The sequence below is a fragment of the Brevibacterium sp. genome, assembly GCF_031179145.1.
GTDB lineage: Bacteria > Actinomycetota > Actinomycetes > Actinomycetales > Brevibacteriaceae > Brevibacterium.
On record NZ_JAPSIB010000003.1, the window covers coordinates 1 to 16,980 of the forward strand.

Here is a 16,980-nt window from a genome sequence, read left to right on the forward strand (position 1 = left end):
TCGATCCGCGCTTCGGCCACGTCGTCAACCACGACCTCGCCGAGTACCACGTGCCCACCAATGCCGATGTTCCCGAGATCGAGGCCATGTGGCTCGACGAGGACGACCCCCTGGCCGGGCCGCTCGGTGCGCGAGGGATCGGGGAGATCGGCATCGTCGGGGCCGCTGCCGCGATCGCCAATGCGGCCCATCACGCGGCCGGCGTGCGCTGCCGCGATCTGCCGCTGCTCTGCGACGCGTTCCTGCCGAACGCGTGAGCCCTGTCGGTCTCGTCCTCGCCGCCGGGGCCGGTCGCCGCCTCGGCCTCGGGCCCAAGGCACTGCTGCGCCGAGGCTCGGCGACGCTGGTCGAGACCGCTGTGGAGACCCTGCTGGCCGGTGGCTGCTCGCGGGTCATCGTCGTCACCGGTGCAGGAGCGGCAGCGGTGACCGATCTCCTCAACGACCATCCACGGGTGGCACTCGCCCACAATCCCGACTGGGAGACGGGGATGGGCTCGTCCCTGCGGTGCGGGCTGCTCGCGGCCGAGCCGGACCGGGGTGTCCTCGTGGTTCCGGTCGACCGTCCGGGCTTGACGGTTGCCGAAGTCGCACGGGTCATCGCCGCTAACCGCCCCGGAGCGATCACGGCCGCCGCCCACCGGGACCGGTCAGGACGATTGCGGCGCGGGCACCCGGTCCTCTTCGACTCGCGGTGGGTGGGACCCGCCGCTGCTTCGGCCCACGACGACGTCGGGGCCCGGGACCTGCTCGCGACCGTTCCGGACATCGTCGCGCTCATCGACTGCTCGGATCTCGATGACGGTCGGGACATCGACGTGCCCGCGGACTGGGAAGGCGTCGGGGCAGCCGAGCAGGACGCGACATCTCCGGAGTGAGAGTCGGACAGTCTGGAGCGGGAGGCTACCGGGAGTCGTCTGCTGCCGGAGGATGGAGCGGACCGGAACCGTGACTGAGCGGCTCGACCTGAGCTCGCCCGTGACGGGAGGCGAGGATCTCGGCGAGAATCGAGATCGCGACCTCGGCGGGGGTGAGCGCACCGATGTCGAGACCGATCGGTGAGTGCAGACGGTTCAGCGCCTCGGCGCTCATCCCGGCGTTCCTCAAAGCATCGCGGCGCTGCCGATCGCTGCGCCGCGATCCCATCGCACCGACGTAGGCGACGTCGAGGTCGAGCGCCTCGATCAGTGCCGGGGTGTCGACCTTCGGATCGTGGGTGAGGACGCAGACGGCGCTGCGCGAGTCGAGGTCACCGGAGGCGGCGAGGTCCGCGAGGAAGCGATGCGGCCAGGCGCGCACCACCTCGGCGCCGGGAAAGGCCCCGGGGTCGGTGAAGGCCGGACGCGGATCGCACACCGTGATCCGCCGGCCCAGGGGACGTGCCACGTGCACGAGGGCCTGGCTGAAGACATTGGCGCCGAGGATGACCAGGTGCGCCGGGGATGTCCGGGTCTCGACGAACAGTTCGATCGGTTCGCGGTCGCCGTCGCATGCGGCGATCCGGACCCGGCCGGTGCGTCCTTCCCCGATCATCGCCGCCACCGATTCGGCAGCCGCCGGCGCCACCGCTGCCGGGACCACACATTCGAGGGCATCGACCGACGGGCTGTCCGGGACCGCTGTCGCCCATCGAGACGGGGGCCCACCGGCTCCGTCGGCACCGCGGGCGTCGGTAAGTTCGGCACGGTCAGCAGCCTCGGCGCGATCAGCTACTTCGGCAGGCGGGATGCGCAGGACGAGCGCAGAGGGGTCGCTCGAGTCCGGCGCGAGTGCCGGGTCACCGGCTCGGATCGGGAGGACGAGGACGTCGATGCTGCCGCCGCACATCAGTCCGACGGCGAAGGCGTCCTCGGCGCTGTAGCCGAACCGCTCCACCCTCGCGTCCGACGACTCGAGCACCTGGGTGCAGGCTGCGACGACTGCGGCCTCGACGCAGCCGCCGGTCAGTGAACCGTGAATGGCTCCGGTCGAATCGACCATCATCGAGGTGCCGACCGGCCGCGGCACCGACCCCTCGGCGGCGATGATCGTGGCGATCGCGACGTCCTGCGGCGCCTGCGGATCGAACAGGAGCTCTCGCGCGACGGTCAGGATGTCCAACACGGTTCGAGCCTAACCGATCGCTCGACCGGTCCTCGCCAAATTCGCGGACGCACTCTACCCTGTACAAGGACATGCGTTTCCGCCCGAACTGGCCGCCACCGCGATCAGGGGGCGATCCACACCAGAAGAAGGGCTGACATGGCTTCCGTTCTCTCCCGATCCGCGATCGTCGCGCCGAAGAGCTTCAATCGGTGGCTGATCCCTCCGGCCGCCCTGGCCATCCATCTGTGCATCGGACAGGTCTACGCCTTCAGCGTCTTCAAGATCCCCTTCATGTCGCAGTTCGATGCGGGTGAAGTCGAGATCGGGTGGATCTTCTCCATCGCAATCCTCATGCTCGGCATCTCCTCGGCCGTCTTCGGGACCTGGGTCGAGAAGGCCGGACCGCGCGCCTCGATGGTCGCCGCCGGCACCTGCTGGGTCGTCGGATTCCTCGTCGCCGCCCTCGGCATCACCACCGGGCAGTTGTGGCTCGTCTACCTCGGCTATGGCGTCATCGGCGGAATCGGCTTGGGCATCGGGTACATCTCCCCCGTCTCGACGCTGATGAAGTGGTTCCCCGACCGGCCCGGTCTGGCCACGGGATTGGCGATCATGGGCTTCGGCGGTGGAGCGCTCATCGCGAGCCCGATGTCGAATCAGCTCATGGCCCTCTACGGAGGTGGATCCGATCCCGAGCACCTCGTCGCGGGTCTGACCCCGACGTTCCTCACCCTGGGAATCGTCTACGCGATCGTGATCGCCGCGGGCGCCTTCGTCATCCGGGTCCCGCACCCCGACTGGACCCCGAAGGGCTTCGACCCGGCCACGGCGAAGGCGAAGCCGATGCAGACCGAAGGCAACGTCTCGGCCAACAACGCGATCCGCACCCCGCAGTTCTGGCTGCTGTGGGTCGTCCTGTTCCTCAACGTGACCGCAGGCATCGGCATCCTCGAGAACGCCGCCCCCATGATCCAGAGCTACTTCGGGCTGACCGCGGCCGCCGCTGCCGGATACGTCGGGCTGCTGTCGCTGGCCAACATGGCCGGTCGGTTCGTCTGGTCGACCACCTCGGATTACCTCGGCCGCAAGAACAACTACATGCTCTACCTCGGCGGCGGAGTCCTCATGTACCTGGCCGTCGCGCTCCTCGGCGGCAATTCGCTGGCCATCTTCATCCTCGCCACGCTGGTCATCATCTCCTTCTACGGCGGCGGATTCTCCACCGTGCCCGCCTACCTCAAGGACCTGTTCGGCGTCTTCCAGGTCGGCGCCATCCACGGCCGACTGCTCACCGCGTGGGCCGCCGCCGGTGTCGCGGGACCGTTCATCGTCAACTCCGTCGTCGAAGCCGGCCAGGCCGCCGGGAAGGCCGGACCGGCCCTCTACACCCCGGGCATGTTCATCATGGTCGGCGCCCTGGCCATCGGCTTCGTCGCCAACCTCCTGATCAGGCCGGTCAAGGAGAAGTTCTTCGAAGACGAGGAAGCGGTCGAGGCCGCAACCACACCCTCGGGCACCCACAACGACTGAAGGAGGACCCACCATGAACACCGCTGCATCCCATCACCATGACATCCCCGACGCCGGTTCGCCCCAGAGTCCGATCGGAGGCGCCTACAAGACCGTCGGTACCCTGCTCTCCGTCGTTGTGGTCGGCGGACTGCTGTGGGGGCTGACCCTGACCGCCATCCGGGCCGTCGCGATCTTCACCAGCTGAAGCACCAGCTGAAGCACGATCCAGCCGAAGCACGATGTAAATGAAGGAGTTCCTCTGAACTCTCACAGCGGGGCCGGCGTTCCCTGGTCGGTGATCCTGCGCAACATCGCTCTCGGGCTCGTGGTGCTGGCGGCACTGTGGATGGTCTTCAATGTCCGCCTGCCCTCTCTCGATGCGCTGGAGAGAGACATCGAGGGTCTCGGCGGATGGGGAATCGGCGCGTTCATCCTGCTCTACGCCCTCGTCGCCGCCACCCCGATCCCGATCACCATCATGGCCGTCGCCGGCGGACTGATCTACGGCCTGCCCTTCGGCACCCTGTTGTCGATGATCGGAGTCGTGATCGGCTGCTGGGGCGGCTATTGGATCTCCCGGGGCCTGGGCCGCGACACCGTGATGAAGCTGCTCGGCAGTCACGCCGAGTCGGTCGAGAGCCAGCTCAGCGACGGCGGCTTCTACGCGGTGTGCACCGCCCGCCTGATGCCTGGACTCCCCTATTGGCCGGTCAACTACGGCAGCGGGGCGCTGGGCGTCGACAGCCGCACCTTCCTGCTCTCCACCATCCTCTCGGCGCTGCCCGGACAGATGTCCCTGGTCGCGATCGGCGCGTTCATCGGCGACCAGACCGTCCTCAACGGAGTCGCCGTCGGCGTCTCGTGGGCCCTCGTCATCGCGCTGACGATCGTCACGTTCCGCCGCTGGCGGAGAACGAGGAAGCCCGGCGCCGAGGCGGACCCCGAATCCGATTCCGAGTCCGGGCCCTGAGTCCGAGTCCGGGCCTGGTTCTCAACCCGAACCCGATTCCGATCCTGAGCCTGAAGCCGATCCGGACCTGCGACCGTGAGCGACGCTTGGCGCCGGTCTACCGGAAGCTACATCACAGTCCCGACCTGCCAGGGAACGAATTCCTTGTCGCCGTAGCCGAAGTCCTCACTCTTGGTGTGAGTTCCGGATGCGACGTCGAGGACCTTCTGCAGAATCTCCTCGCCGAGTTCCTCGATCGTCGTCGTGCCGTCGGCGACCCCGCCGCAGTTGATGTCCATGTCTTCCGACATGTGGTCATAGAGCTCGGTGTTCGTGGCCAATTTGATGCTCGGCACCGGCGCGCAGCCGAAGGCGGAGCCTCGTCCGGTGGTGAAGCAGACGATGTTGGCTCCTCCTGCAACGATCCCGGTGACGGAGACGGGATCATATCCCGGCGTGTCCATGAAGACGAAGCCCTTTGACGTGACCGGCGAGGCGTATTCGACGACATCTGCGAGCGTCGTCGTTCCTCCCTTGGCGACAGCTCCGAGAGACTTCTCGAGGATTGTGGTGAGCCCACCCTCCTTGTTTCCGGGAGAGGGGTTGTTGTCCATGGTGCCCGAGTGCTTCGTGGTGTAGCCGCGCCACCAGTCGATGCGCTCGAGCAGCTTGCGCGCGACGTCTTCGGTGGCGGCACGGCGGACGAGCATGTGCTCGGTGCCGTAGATCTCGGGAGTTTCGCCGACGATGCCAGTTCCCCCTTGTCGGACCAACCGGTCGACCGCGTTTCCCAGAGCAGGATTGGCGGTGATGCCGGAGTACGCGTCGGAACCGCCGCAGTTGGTGCCGAGGATGAGTTCCGAGGCGGGAACCGTGGTGCGTTCGGTTTGGTTGACCTGAGCGAGCATGTCGGTGAGGTAGTCGACCCCGGCCGCGATGGTCTTCCCGGTACCACCCAGCTCCTGGATGGTGGCGAAGACGATCGGCAGGTTGGACCGCAGCTCCACCTCCTGCGTGAGCTTGTTGATCTGGTTGTCCTCACAGCCCAGACCGAGAACGAGGAATCCCCCGAAATTGGGATGGCTGAGATAGCCGCGCAGAGTCCGTCGAAGGATGTCCATACCTTCGCTGACCTGAGCCATGCCACATCCGGTGCCATGGGTCAGACCCACAACTCCGTCGACGTTCTCGTAGTCGTCGAGAATGCCTGAGAAGCGGATGCGTTGGACGATCTGGTTCGCCGCGGTGGCGGAGCAGTTGACCGAGCTGAGCACTCCGATGTAATTGCGGGTTCCGACCTTGCCGTCCGAGCGGACATAGCCATTGAACGTCGCTCTTTCATGCAGAGGGAGGACCTCTTCCTCCTTCGCGTCCACGCAGAACTCGTACTCGCGGTCGAATTCCTTGTAGTCGAGGTTGTGCAGATGCACGTGGTCTCCGGTCCGGATGTCGCTGTGGGCGAAGCCGATGATCTGTCCGTACCGGTAGACCGCCTCTCCTGCAGGGATGTCCCGCACTGCCACCTTATGGCTGCGTGGAATCTGCGTGGTCGGCGTGAGGACGCGGCCACCCGCGCTGACCTGCATCCCCGCGGGTGTGTCTTGGGGTGCGAGAGCGACGTTGTCTTCGGCGTAAAGGTGGATCAGTGGCAGAGGCGCAGTCATGAGAACCACCTTGTGTTCGAAATTTCGGTACGATGTTGATATACCGAACACGCTAGCGGCTGGTCATGTGTGCTGTCAATCACATTCCAGCCCGGCCGGTACGATACGAACTGCAGACGCAAACCGATGGGAAGTATGCCGCGTGCCACGACTGACTCCGGCCCTGATGAGGGCCTTCGACATCCTGGAGCTCTTCGGCGACGCCGATCGCGACCTAGCGTCGGCTGAGATCGTGGAGAGGACGAATCTTCCGCGCACTTCGGTGCACGAACTGCTGATGACCCTCGTTGAGCGCAAGTACCTCCAGCGCGACGACACGACCGGCCGATATCGACTGGGCCTGAGTGTCTTTCGGCTCGGCAATGCCTTCGCAGACCAGCTCGACCTTCACGAAGTGGGGCAGCGTGTCGCCCGACAAGTCGCCGCCGAGTGCGATGAGACCGTCAATGTCGGCATCCTCGACGGGTTCAATGTGGTCTATCTGTGCAAGATCGACAGCACTCAGGCCGTGCGGATGATCTCGCGCACGGGAGGCCAAGCCCCAGCCAGTTGCACAGGGGTGGGAAAGGCACTGCTGGCGTATCTGCCGGACCACCGACTGGAAGAGTTGGCCAAGCCCGGCGCTCTCGCCGCATTGACCCCCCGCAGCATCACGGACCCGCGAGAGCTTCTCGCCCAGATGCAGAGGATCCGCGAAACGGGAGTCGCCTTCGAAGCCGGAGAGTCGACACCCGACGTCTCCTGCGCCGCCGCACCGGTCCGCAATCACCGAGGCGAGGTGGTCGCCTCGTTGAGCGTCTCCGTCCCGGACATGCGCTGGCGTCAGCGCTCCGAGGACGAGTGGGCCGAGCTCGTGCGCCACGGTGCGCGCCGCCTGAGCGAAGAGCTCGGAGCCTGTTAGTCCCCGACTCCCCAGATGAGTCAGAATCCGCCGCAGCGAATGGCCCTGCGGCGCATCTCCTGTGCCCCCGTATCCCCAGGCGGGCTCAGGTCAGAGCGTGCGATGACTGACCGCTTGCCCGCGATCGAGGCTGCACGCGGACGGTTGGCGCCGGAAGTCTTCGATGGTGGGAATTTAACGTCACCCCATTGACTCCTCAACCAGGGCGGAAATACAGTTGTCGAAATTGCGACAAGCTGTCGATATTTCGAACACGGGCACAGGTGCTCGGGCTTCTCGCGATCGATGACGATCACAATCCACACTGAGGAGCAGAATCTCCATGACCACCATCGAAGGAATTGTTCCTGTTGCCCCTACAGCCTTCACCGATGGTGAAGAGCTGGATCTGGAGGGCCAGCAGCGCATCGTGGACTTCCTCGTCGACGCCGAAGTCGACGGCATCTGCATCCTGGCCAACTATTCCGAGCAGTTCTCGCTGACGGACGAGGAACGCCACCAAGTTCTGACCGCGACGTTGGAACGAGCGGCAGATCGACTGCCGATCTGCGTGACCACCAGCCACTACAGCACGAAGATCGCTGCTCGACGGTGTCGGCAGGCGCAGGAGCTGGGGGCGTCCCTGGTTATGCTCATGCCCCCGTTCTTCGGAGCATCGATGAAGGTCGACGAGCAAGGCGTGGTCGAGTACTTCAAACGAGTCGCCGATGGGCTGGAGATTCCGGTCATGATCCAGGACGCTCCGATGAGCACGACTCCGATGACCGTAGACCTCATGGCTCGCATAGCCCGGGAAGTCCCACAGGTGCAGTACGCGAAGATCGAGGTTCCGAGAACTGCCGACAAACTCCGCGGACTCGCCGAGATCGCAGGTCAAGACCTGCCCGGACTGTTCGACGGAGAAGAAGCAGTGACCCTGATCCCGGATTTCGACGCCGGTGCGAGAGGAACGATGACGAGCAGCATGATCCCGGATGTGTTGGGCACTGCGGCACGTGCCCATCTGCGCGGTGACAGGGCCCATGCCGTGGAGATCTGGGAGGAAATGCTGCCTCTCATCCAGTTCGAGAATCGCCAGTGCGGCCTGCTCGCCACCAAGGTCCTCATGAAGGAAGGCGGCATCCTCTCGAGCGAGCGAACAAGAGCGCCATTCCCAGCGATCCACCCGACGACCCGCAGGCAGCTCGTCGAACTGGCTCAACGAAAGGACGCTTTCATCCTCAGATGGGCCGGGGAAAGAACCGGACGGACGCACATCCCGAACACCACCGCTGCGGCCGGCGGTTCTGCCTGAGCCGTCCCCGCCCTCGAATTCGCCACCACGTCCACGAGAAACAACGGAATTCACAAAGGAGTGCTTCCATGTCCTACTCGCCTGGAGCGACAGACAAGCAGTCAACGGCCCCGAACGACCCCTACACTCTGCGCGCGGAGGACATCAAGGAACCGCCCAAAGGCTGGGTGGGGAGCCTGAAGTATCTCGGCCCGGGAATCATCACGAGCGCATCGATCGTCGGTTCCGGCGAACTGATCGCCACCACGGCCCTCGGCGCTCAGGCCGGATTCGTCCTGCTGTGGATGGTCGTCCTGTCGACGACCGTCAAAGTCGCCGTTCAGGTCGAATTGGCCCGATGGACGATCACGACAGGAGAACCGGGTCTGACCGGCTTCAACCGCGTGCCGCCCCGGTTCGGTCGGACGGGATGGATCTCATTCCTGTGGCTGCTGATGGCCCTGAGCAAGATCGTCCAAATGGGCGGCATCGTCGGCGGCACTGCGGCCGCGATGAGCATCATGATCCCGATCGGCTCGGATCCCCTCAGCCCACTCTCCCTCGGGGTCTGGACCGCGATCATCGTCATCGGGTCCATCGCCATGTTGTGGTCGAACAGATATGGTCTCATCGAGCGCATCGCAACCGTTCTCATCGTCACCTTCTCGATTGCGACGATCGGACTGGCCCTCTCCCTCCCCTTCACTCCGTTCCCCTACGGCCTCAGCGATGTCGCCGGTGGGCTCACTTTCCACCTGCCCCTGGGAATGATCGGCATCGCCGTGGCGATGTTCGGCCTGACGGGAGTGGGTGCCGATGAGATCGCCTTCTACACCTATTGGTGTGTGGAGAAGGGCTACGCGCGCTACACCGGACCGAACGACGGTTCTCAGGAGTGGGTCGATCGGGCGAACGGTTGGATCGGGGTCATGCAGAAGGACGCATTCATTTCGTGGATCATCTACACCCTCGGGACGATCGCCTTCTACATCATGGGCGCCGCGGTGCTCCACCCCCAGGGTCTGATCCCCGAGGGCAATGAGATGATCACCACTCTGTCTCAGATGTACACCGACGCGATCGGCAGCTGGGCCGGGGTCATCTTCCTCATCTGCGCGGTCGCCGTGCTCGGCTCGACGCTGTGGGCGGCCATTCCGTCGCATGCCCGGATGTGGACGAACTTCCTGGCGAACACGGGCGTCCTCGACTGGAAGGATCCGAGTGCCCGGAACAGGTGGCTGCGATTCTTCACTGTCCTCCTGCCTGTCCTCTGGGGAATCCTCTTCCTCGTTGTGAGTTCACCGGTAGTGATGATCACGATCGGCGGCATCGCCACCGGTATCTTCCTTCTGGCTGTCGTCATCGGCACCTGGTACCTGCGGAGGACGGAGACCGACGACCGAGTCAAGGGCGGCAGAGGGTTCGCGGTCTTCCTCGTCATCTCGTCCGTGGCGATCGGACTCGTCGGCGTCTACACCGCGCTCAACGCTCTGGGGGTCGAACTCGGCTGAGCGACGCTCGGCGCCGGCCTACCGGAACTTCGGGGGACGGCGTTCCTGAAAGGCTCTGAAGCCTTCCGCATAGTCGGGGGTGTGACGCGCGGCTTCCTGCAGCTGTGCCTCCTCGGCGAGGACCTGCGCAAGCGGAGGCCGCTCGTCGGCGAGGGTCCGGACGAACCCCTTCTCCATCGCGTATGCCTGCGCCGGTCCGGACACGATCCGCTCCAGCTTCTCGTCCACGAACTCCCGCAGGTTCGCTGCGGGAACTGCGCGGGAGACGATGCCGGCGGCGGCCGCCTCGGCGCCGGTGATGAAATCACCCGTGACGATGAGGTCCATCGTCCGGTGATAGCCCAACCTGTCGAGGAAGATGTGATGGGCGCCGGAGTCGAGCATCGCACCGATCGCGGCGAACGGGGAGCCGAATTTCGCGGTCTCGGCCGCGTAGACGATGTCCGCGGCGGCGGCGAGTCCGTACCCCAGTCCGAGCGCCGCACCCTGGACTTCGGCGATGACGGGGATCGGCAGCGCCCGGATGGACGCGAACACCGGGGAGAACACCTCGGCGAGGAACTCCCGGGCGTCATCGGTCTCGACGTCGATACCTGCGATGTCGCGGCCGGAGCAGAAGACTGTGCCCTCGCCACGAATGAGCAGGGCGCGGACCCCGGTGCCCGGCTGGGCGGCTTCGCTGGTGAACTGAACGACTTCCCCGGCGATCTGAGCGACCGCATCGCCGATGCTGCGCAGGTTCGCAGCATTCAGCGCGTTGCGCGACTCCGGGCCGTCGAGGATGATCGTCGCCACCTGCCCCGCCCGTTCGAATTTGATCTCGGTCATCGTCTCACCTCACCACTCGTAGAACCCCTGGCCGGTCTTGCGCCCCAATTGACCTGCGGCGACCTTGTCCCGCAGGAGCTGCGGGGGCGCGAAGCGGGGCCCGAGCTCGCGTTCGAGGTGCTCGGCGATGCCCAGCCGCACGTCGAGACCGACGATGTCCGTGGTCTTCAGCGGGCCCATGGGATGCCGGTAGCCCAGCGTCATCGCGGTGTCGATGTCCGCAGCACTCGCGACCCCCTCCTCGACCATCCGGATCGCTTCGAGCGCCAGGGCCACGCCGAGGCGGGAGGAGGCGAATCCGGGTGAGTCCTGGACGGTGATGGCGGTCTTGCCGAGTGCCTCGACCCAGGTCTTCGCCGCCGAGGCGAGCTCCGGCCGGGTCTGCGAGCCGACGACCACCTCGACGAGATCGCTGACGGGCACGGGGTTGAAGAAGTGGAGGCCGATGAGGGCATCCGGGCGGGGCAGCGCCTGGGCGAGTTCGTCGATCGAGAGGGAGCTCGTGTTCGTGCCGATGCTCGCCGCGGGTGCGTACTTGGCGATCGCGGCCAGGACCTGCTTCTTGAGTTCGACGTCCTCGGGGACAGCCTCGATGACGAGGAGCGCCTGGTCGAGCAGGGTCGGATCGCGCACGACCTCGACCGTTCCGGGAACCTCGATGCCCTTCGAGACGGACTTCTCGATCGAGGAGTCGATCCTCTCCCGCGCCGCGGTCACCGACTCCTCGGCGTTCTCGATGACGATCACGCGGGCGCCGGCGGCGGCGAAGGCGTGCGCGATTCCGCCGCCCATCCGTCCTCCGCCGTAGACTCCCACCGTCTCGGGAACCCGCGACGTCGCCTCGACGCCGGGTGTTTCGCTCATCACTGCTCCTTCATCGGTGTATCTGCCGCGGACTCTGCGGAAGGGTCGGTGGCGGGTTCTGCCGCGGACTCCGCGGAAGGGTCGGTGGCGCGGGTCGCTCGCTTCGCTTCCCGCTTGGCGAGGAACCGGCCCATCCGCTCGAACTTCTCCTCCGTTTCGAACAGCACGGCCTGGGCCACGTTGTCGATGAGCGGGTGGGCCTCCCGGGGTGCGTGGAACGCTGACTTCGTCAGTCTCACGGCCAGGGGAGCGAAGCTCGCGATCCTCTTCGCGAGCGCCTGGCCTGCGGCTTCGAGGTCCTCTGGGTCGACGACGTCGTTGAGCAGCCCGATCGTCCGGGCTTCCTCCGCATTCAGCGTCCGGCCGGCCAGGAGAATCTCCTTGGCACGCGGCTCGCCGACCAGCTCCCGCAGCCTCCAGGCCGCCCCGGCCGCGGCGAGGATTCCCAGGCCCGCCTCGGGGTTGCCGATCTTCGTCGACGGCGTTCCGATCCGGAAGTCGCAGGCGAAGGCGAGTTCTGCCCCACCGCCGAGGGCGTAGCCCTCGACCAGGGCGATGACCGGCATCGGCAGCTCCTGGATCCGGTTGAAGATCTTGGAATTGATCCCGGCCAGCGCGTCCTCGCGTCGCCGCTCGCGCAGCTGCGCGATGTCGGCGCCGGCGGCGAAGGTCCCACCGGTTCCGGTCAGGATCGCCACCCGCGGATCGGCCTCGAGGTTCCTGCACACCTCGTGGAGGGCGTCGACCATGGTCAGGTCGATCGCGTTGCGGACCTCCGGGCGGTTGAGGCGGATGACGACCCGATCGCCGTGGTCCTCGACGAGGAGTGGCGAACCGTCGTGTGGATCGCTGTCCCCGCCGAGGTGCGCGTTCCCGTTGGTGCCCTGTTCGCTCCCGCTCATGCCCTGCTCTTTCTCTCTCGTCTCACCAGCGCTCGTGGTCTCCGCGTGTTCATGCTCTCACCTGTGCTCGTGCTCTCTCCAGCAGCAGCGCCGGACCGCCGGCGAACCGGTGTCAGGAGTCGAAGTCGACGATGACCTCGTCGCTGACCGGGAAGGTCTGGCAGGTGAGCACGAAGTTCGCGGCCACCTCGGCGTCCTCGAGGGCGTAGTTGCGGACCATCTCGACTTCGCCGGCGCACACCTTGGCCCGGCACGTTCCGCACACGCCGCCCTTGCAGGCGAAGGGCAGGTCCGAGCGGCTCTGCTGCGCGGAGTCGAGGATCGTCGTCCCCCGTGACATCGCCGAGGTGGTCCGGCGTCCGTCGAGCACGATCGTGACCTCACTGGTGGCGCCCTCGACAACCGCGTCCGCGTGGATGAGCTCGGGCGGGGGCTCGTCGACGTAGAAGAGTTCGAAGTGGATCTTCTCGGGCGGGACGCCGAGTTCGGCGAGCACTTCGCGAGCGTCGCCGAGCATTCTGAAGGGACCACACAGCCACACATGGTCCATGTCGTGGATGGGCACGAGAACGGTGAGCAGCTGGCGCAGCTTCTCGGCGTCGAGGCGACCGGAGAAGAGTTCGACCTCACGGGGCTCGCGGGAGAGCACATGGATGAGGTCGAGCTGCTGGTGGCGGGAGTCCTTGAGGTCGGAGAGCTCCTCGGCGAACATCACCGAGTTCGTGGTCCGGTTGCCGTAGAGCAGGGTCACGCTCGCGGCCTCGTTGCTCAGCACCGTCGACGCGATCGAGAGCATCGGGGTGATCCCGGAGCCGGCGGCGATGCACAGGTGCCTGCCGCCGATGCTCGCGTCCGCGCGGAAGCTGCCACTGGGCGGTTGGACCTCGATGGTCTCCCCCGGGCGGACGTCGCGGACCAGCCAGGTGGAGAACAGTCCGTCCGGGATCTCCCGGACCCCGATGCGCGGATTCGCTCCCGCCGGGGCGCAGATCGAGTAGGAGCGGCGGTGCTCGACCCCGTCGACGGTTCGCCGCAGGGTCAGTGACTGCCCGGCGGCGAAGTCGAAGAGCTCGGAGTACTCCTCGGGCACATCGAAGGTGACCGCCGCCGAATCCTCGGTGAGATGCTCGACGGACTTCACGGTGAGCGGGTAGAAGCTCGAGCGCGAACGCAGGTCGCCGATCCTCTCCTCCATCGAATTCGGGACCTGATCGAGCGTGTTCGTCTCGGTCATCTCAGATCTCCTTCACGTGTTCGAACGGCTCGAGGCAGCCCCGGCACTGGTACATCGCCTTGCAGGCGGTCGGGCCGAACTCGGAGGTCAGTCTGACGTTCGCGGAACCGCACAAGGTGCAGTGGACGTCCCTCTGCGTGGGCAGCAGGGTCAGCGCGACGGGACCGGTCCGCCGAGGTGCCGCCCCGGGAGGAGAGATTCCGGCGACGGCGAGCGCCTGGCGCCCCTTCTCGGTGATCCAGTCGCTCGTCCACGCCGGTGTCAGGGACACTTGCACCTCGGCGTCGGGAAAGCCCGCGTCCTGAAGCTCGCGCTGGAGGTCGTCGCGCATCGTCGCCATGGCGGGGCAGCCGCTGTAGGTCGGGGTGATGGTGGTGACGACGCGTCCGTCCTCGAGGCTGACGTCCCGCAGGACGCCGATGTCGACGAGGGTGAGCATCGGCATCTCCGGGTCCGTGACTCGAGCCGCGGCGGCCCGGGCGCGCGCGAGCGTGTCGGTCTCGAGTGTCACAGCGCGGTCGGTTTCGAGTGTCACGGTCACCACTGCCCCCTCGGATGGGCGCGGGCGACGACCTGCATCTCGGCGAGCATTCTGCTCAGCGCCTCGGTGTGGAGGCCATCGCGGCCCTTCTTCCCGCGAACTCCGGCCAGGGCGCCGCGTTCGGGGCGGTCGAGTCCGCCGGCGGCGAAGACCTGTTCGATGATGACGTCGACCTCGCCCTCGATCTCGGCGGGGTTGACCCCGATGCCGGCAGCGGCGACGGCGGATTCGACCGGGTGGGTCTCGAAGAGCTCGGCCCACAGCGGCCAGAGTCCGTTCAGGGCGGCGATCACGCGACGCCGCGACTCCTCTGTGCCCTGAGCCAGGGTGAGCACCCACCGGGCGGCGAAGTCCCGGTGGTAGGACATCTCCTTGACGCCCTTGACCGCGATCGCCGACAGCACGGAGTCCTTGCTGGCCTGAAGCTTCTCGAAGATCGCCAGTCGCCAGGTGGAGAAGATGAGGATCTTGGCGACCGCCTCGGCGAAGTCACCGTTCGGGACCTCGGCGAGGCGGACGTTGCGGAAGTCCAGGTCCTCGCGGAAGAACGCGAGCCGGTCCTCGTCGGGCACGGGTGAATCCTCGGGCAGCTGCGGGACGAGACCGGGGTCGGCTGCGGCAGCCCGCGCGAGCAGCAGCCTGGCCTGGCCGAGCAGGTCCAGCGCGATGTTCGCCAGCGCAATGTCCTCTTCGAGGTCGGGCGCGTTCGAGCACCATTCCGAGATCCGCTGGGAGAAGACGAGTGCGTCGTCGCCGAGCATCAGGCAGTAGGCGGCGAGCTCATCGGCGTCGACTCCCTCGGGAACGGTGGTTTCGACGCCGGCGAGGGGGTCCTCGAAATCGGTGCCGAAGGCCCAGTGGGCGTCGTTGACGAGCAGTCCCGAGTAGGCATTGTCGTGATCGTCGTGGTCGACGTGGATCTCCGGCTCGGGGCCGGAGGAGGCATGGCTCGGGGCAGAGGCGTCAGGTGCTGAGGCGTCGGGCGCTGAAGCGCGATCGGGTGTGGAGGCGTCGGGCGCTGAGGCGGGATCGGGTGAGGTCATCATCGTCTCCTCACATGTGCGGGACATCGGCGGGGATGTCGTAGAAGGTGGGATGCCGGTAGACCTTGTCGCCGCTGGGGGCGAACATGGGGTCCTTCTCGTCCGGGCTCGAGGCGGTGATCTCGGAGGAGCGGACGACCCAGATGCTCACGCCTTCGTTCCGGCGGGTGTAGACATCGCGGGCGTGCCGGATGGCCAGCTGGTCGTCGGGGGCGTGGAGGGAGCCGACGTGGACGTGGTTGAGTCCGCGCTTTCCGCGGACGAAGACCTCGTAGAGCGGCCATTCGCCGCGCGGCGTGCTCGTCTCGCTCCCCGTCGTGTCCGTCTCGCCCTTCGGCGCCGAGGCGGGGGTCGGGTTCTCGCTCATCGTGCGACCTCCTCGGCGGACTTCTCCGCGAAGGCCATGGCTGCCTCACGCACCCATGCTCCCTCGTCCCAGGCCCGCTTCCGGTGGGCCAGGCGCTGTTCGTTGCAAGGGCCATTGCCCTTGACGACGGACCAGAACTCGTCCCAGTCCGGGGTCGAGAAGTCATAGTGTCCGCGTTCCTCGTTCCACTTCAGACCCTCGTCGGGGAAGGTCACTCCGAGCGCCTCGGCCTGAGGCACGGACATGTCGACGAACTTCTGGCGCAGCTCGTCATTGGTGTGGGTTTTGATGCCCCATTCCATCGACTGGGCCGTGTTCGGCGAATCGTCGTCGGGGGGTCCGAACATCATCAGCGCCGGCCACCAGAAGCGGTTGACGGACTCCTGCACCGACGCGCGCTGCTCCTCGGTGCCGCGCATCATCGTCATCAGCAGTTCGTAACCCTGCCGCTGGTGGAACGACTCCTCCTTGCAGATGCGGATCATCGCCCGGCCGTAGGGCCCGAAGGAAGTCCGGCACAAGGGCACTTGATTGCAGATCGCGGCGCCGTCGACGAGCCACCCGATCGTCCCCACGTCCGTATACGACAGGGCCGGATAGTTGAAGATCGACGAGTACTTCTGCTTGCCGGCTATGAGCTTCTCGGTGAGCTCGTTGCGGCTGGCACCCAAGGTCTCGGCGGCCGAATAGAGGTAGAGCCCGTGGCCGGCCTCGTCCTGGACCTTGGCGAGCAGGATCGCCTTGCGGCGCAGGGACGGCGCGCGGGAGATCCAGTTGCCCTCCGGCTGCATGCCGATGATCTCGGAGTGGGCGTGCTGGGCGACCTGGCGGATGAGGGTCTTGCGGTACGCCTCGGGCATCCAGTCGCGGGGTTCGATGCGATCCTTGTTCGTGATCGTCTCGGCGAACTGTGCCTCGAGAGTCGGATCCGGGCCCGGATTCACAGTCGACGACTCTGTGACTGTCATGACAACTCCACCTCTCAATGGTTCCCTGCCAATGGCTCACTGCCACCCATGTGCCAGGACTGCCGAGACGACGATGGGCGGGTGCGCGAGCCTGCATCCGGGCGCTCGACAATTACTGACCATTTGTTCTGTATTAGTGTGACACACGCCTCGCCGAGGCGCAACGGTTCGGCCGTGACCCGGCCGGCGAGCGCCAGCCATCGAGCGATCCAGCCATCGAGAAACGAACTCATCGAGCGGACCACTTCCCGCCCACAGCCGGACCCCTCGAGGGAAACCCGCACTTTCGGCGAGAACACATCCCCTCGCCGGCGAGCGAGCTCGGACTCCGGCGCCCCG

General features: G+C 66.3%; 17 protein-coding genes and 1 pseudogene. 8 read left to right on the plus strand and 10 right to left on the minus strand.

What is annotated here, in order from left to right; genetic code table 11:
* A pseudogene (locus RIT73_RS03210) lies at positions 1-257 on the plus strand (xanthine dehydrogenase family protein molybdopterin-binding subunit); the annotation flags it as partial.
* Positions 254-877, plus strand: a complete 624-nt coding sequence (locus tag RIT73_RS03215) for a nucleotidyltransferase family protein (RefSeq protein WP_309130611.1) — start codon at positions 254-256, stop codon at positions 875-877. The pseudogene RIT73_RS03210 and the gene RIT73_RS03215, both read left to right, overlap by 4 nt.
* A 25-nt stretch (positions 878-902) precedes the next feature.
* Here the strand turns inward: RIT73_RS03215 and RIT73_RS03220 are convergent, their stop codons facing one another.
* Positions 903-2,102, minus strand: a complete 1,200-nt coding sequence (locus RIT73_RS03220) for an XdhC family protein (RefSeq protein ID WP_309130612.1) — start codon at positions 2,100-2,102, stop codon at positions 903-905.
* A gap of 138 nt (positions 2,103-2,240) precedes the next feature.
* Here RIT73_RS03220 and RIT73_RS03225 point away from each other — a divergent pair, with 138 nt between their 5' ends.
* The 3 genes from RIT73_RS03225 (at position 2,241) to RIT73_RS03235 (ending at position 4,566) form a co-directional block, all read left to right on the plus strand.
* On the plus strand, positions 2,241-3,614 hold the full coding sequence (locus RIT73_RS03225) for an OFA family MFS transporter (protein ID WP_309130613.1): 1,374 nt from the start codon (positions 2,241-2,243) through the stop codon (positions 3,612-3,614).
* Positions 3,615-3,627: 13 nt separating this feature from the next.
* Positions 3,628-3,801 carry a hypothetical protein gene (locus RIT73_RS03230; protein ID WP_309130614.1) on the plus strand — a complete coding sequence of 58 codons (174 nt, stop codon included), beginning with the start codon at positions 3,628-3,630 and terminating at the stop codon, positions 3,799-3,801.
* A gap of 90 nt (positions 3,802-3,891) precedes the next feature.
* The gene (locus RIT73_RS03235) at positions 3,892-4,566 is read left to right on the plus strand and encodes a TVP38/TMEM64 family protein (RefSeq protein WP_309130615.1); all 675 of its coding nucleotides are present in this window, start codon (positions 3,892-3,894) and stop codon (positions 4,564-4,566) included.
* Positions 4,567-4,673: 107 nt separating this feature from the next.
* On the opposite strand, the gene RIT73_RS03240 is transcribed toward RIT73_RS03235, so the two are convergent.
* The gene (locus RIT73_RS03240) at positions 4,674-6,209 is read right to left on the minus strand and encodes an altronate dehydratase family protein (protein WP_309130616.1); all 1,536 of its coding nucleotides are present in this window, start codon (positions 6,207-6,209) and stop codon (positions 4,674-4,676) included.
* 142 nt (positions 6,210-6,351) lie between these two features.
* On the opposite strand from RIT73_RS03240, the gene RIT73_RS03245 reads away from it, so the two are divergent.
* From RIT73_RS03245 to RIT73_RS03255, 3 genes are all read left to right on the plus strand, one after another.
* Complete coding sequence (locus tag RIT73_RS03245) at positions 6,352-7,110, plus strand: IclR family transcriptional regulator (protein WP_309130617.1); 759 nt, start codon at positions 6,352-6,354, stop codon at positions 7,108-7,110.
* 322 nt (positions 7,111-7,432) lie between these two features.
* Positions 7,433-8,404: a dihydrodipicolinate synthase family protein gene (locus RIT73_RS03250; protein ID WP_309130618.1), complete on the plus strand. Its 972-nt coding sequence runs from the start codon at positions 7,433-7,435 to the stop codon at positions 8,402-8,404.
* Between the two features lie 68 nt (positions 8,405-8,472).
* A complete protein-coding gene (locus tag RIT73_RS03255; protein ID WP_309130619.1) occupies positions 8,473-9,894 on the plus strand; it encodes an Nramp family divalent metal transporter in 1,422 nt (473 codons plus the stop codon).
* Positions 9,895-9,912: 18 nt separating this feature from the next.
* Here the strand turns inward: RIT73_RS03255 and RIT73_RS03260 are convergent, their stop codons facing one another.
* From RIT73_RS03260 to paaA, 8 genes are all read right to left on the minus strand, one after another.
* Positions 9,913-10,722 (minus strand): enoyl-CoA hydratase-related protein, encoded by an 810-nt coding sequence (locus tag RIT73_RS03260; RefSeq protein ID WP_309130620.1) that lies wholly within the window; start codon positions 10,720-10,722, stop codon positions 9,913-9,915.
* 9 nt (positions 10,723-10,731) lie between these two features.
* Entirely contained in the window at positions 10,732-11,586 is an 855-nt protein-coding gene (locus RIT73_RS03265; RefSeq protein WP_309130621.1) for a 3-hydroxyacyl-CoA dehydrogenase family protein, read from the minus strand.
* Positions 11,586-12,488 carry an enoyl-CoA hydratase/isomerase family protein gene (locus tag RIT73_RS03270; protein ID WP_309130622.1) on the minus strand — a complete coding sequence of 301 codons (903 nt, stop codon included), beginning with the start codon at positions 12,486-12,488 and terminating at the stop codon, positions 11,586-11,588. Before RIT73_RS03270 ends, RIT73_RS03265 begins: the two co-directional genes overlap by 1 nt.
* Before the next feature lie 112 nt (positions 12,489-12,600).
* Positions 12,601-13,722, minus strand: a complete 1,122-nt coding sequence (gene paaE / locus RIT73_RS03275; protein ID WP_309130623.1) for a 1,2-phenylacetyl-CoA epoxidase subunit PaaE — start codon at positions 13,720-13,722, stop codon at positions 12,601-12,603.
* 1 nt (position 13,723) lies between these two features.
* Positions 13,724-14,266 carry a 1,2-phenylacetyl-CoA epoxidase subunit PaaD gene (paaD, locus tag RIT73_RS03280; RefSeq protein ID WP_309130624.1) on the minus strand — a complete coding sequence of 181 codons (543 nt, stop codon included), beginning with the start codon at positions 14,264-14,266 and terminating at the stop codon, positions 13,724-13,726.
* Complete coding sequence (gene paaC, locus RIT73_RS03285) at positions 14,260-15,306, minus strand: 1,2-phenylacetyl-CoA epoxidase subunit PaaC (protein WP_309130625.1); 1,047 nt, start codon at positions 15,304-15,306, stop codon at positions 14,260-14,262. Before paaC ends, paaD begins: the two co-directional genes overlap by 7 nt.
* A gap of 10 nt (positions 15,307-15,316) precedes the next feature.
* The gene (gene paaB / locus RIT73_RS03290) at positions 15,317-15,673 is read right to left on the minus strand and encodes a 1,2-phenylacetyl-CoA epoxidase subunit PaaB (protein WP_309130626.1); all 357 of its coding nucleotides are present in this window, start codon (positions 15,671-15,673) and stop codon (positions 15,317-15,319) included.
* Positions 15,670-16,641, minus strand: a complete 972-nt coding sequence (gene paaA / locus RIT73_RS03295) for a 1,2-phenylacetyl-CoA epoxidase subunit PaaA (RefSeq protein WP_309130627.1) — start codon at positions 16,639-16,641, stop codon at positions 15,670-15,672. The genes paaB and paaA overlap by 4 nt, the downstream gene beginning before the upstream one ends.
* Positions 16,642-16,980 lie beyond the last annotated feature (339 nt).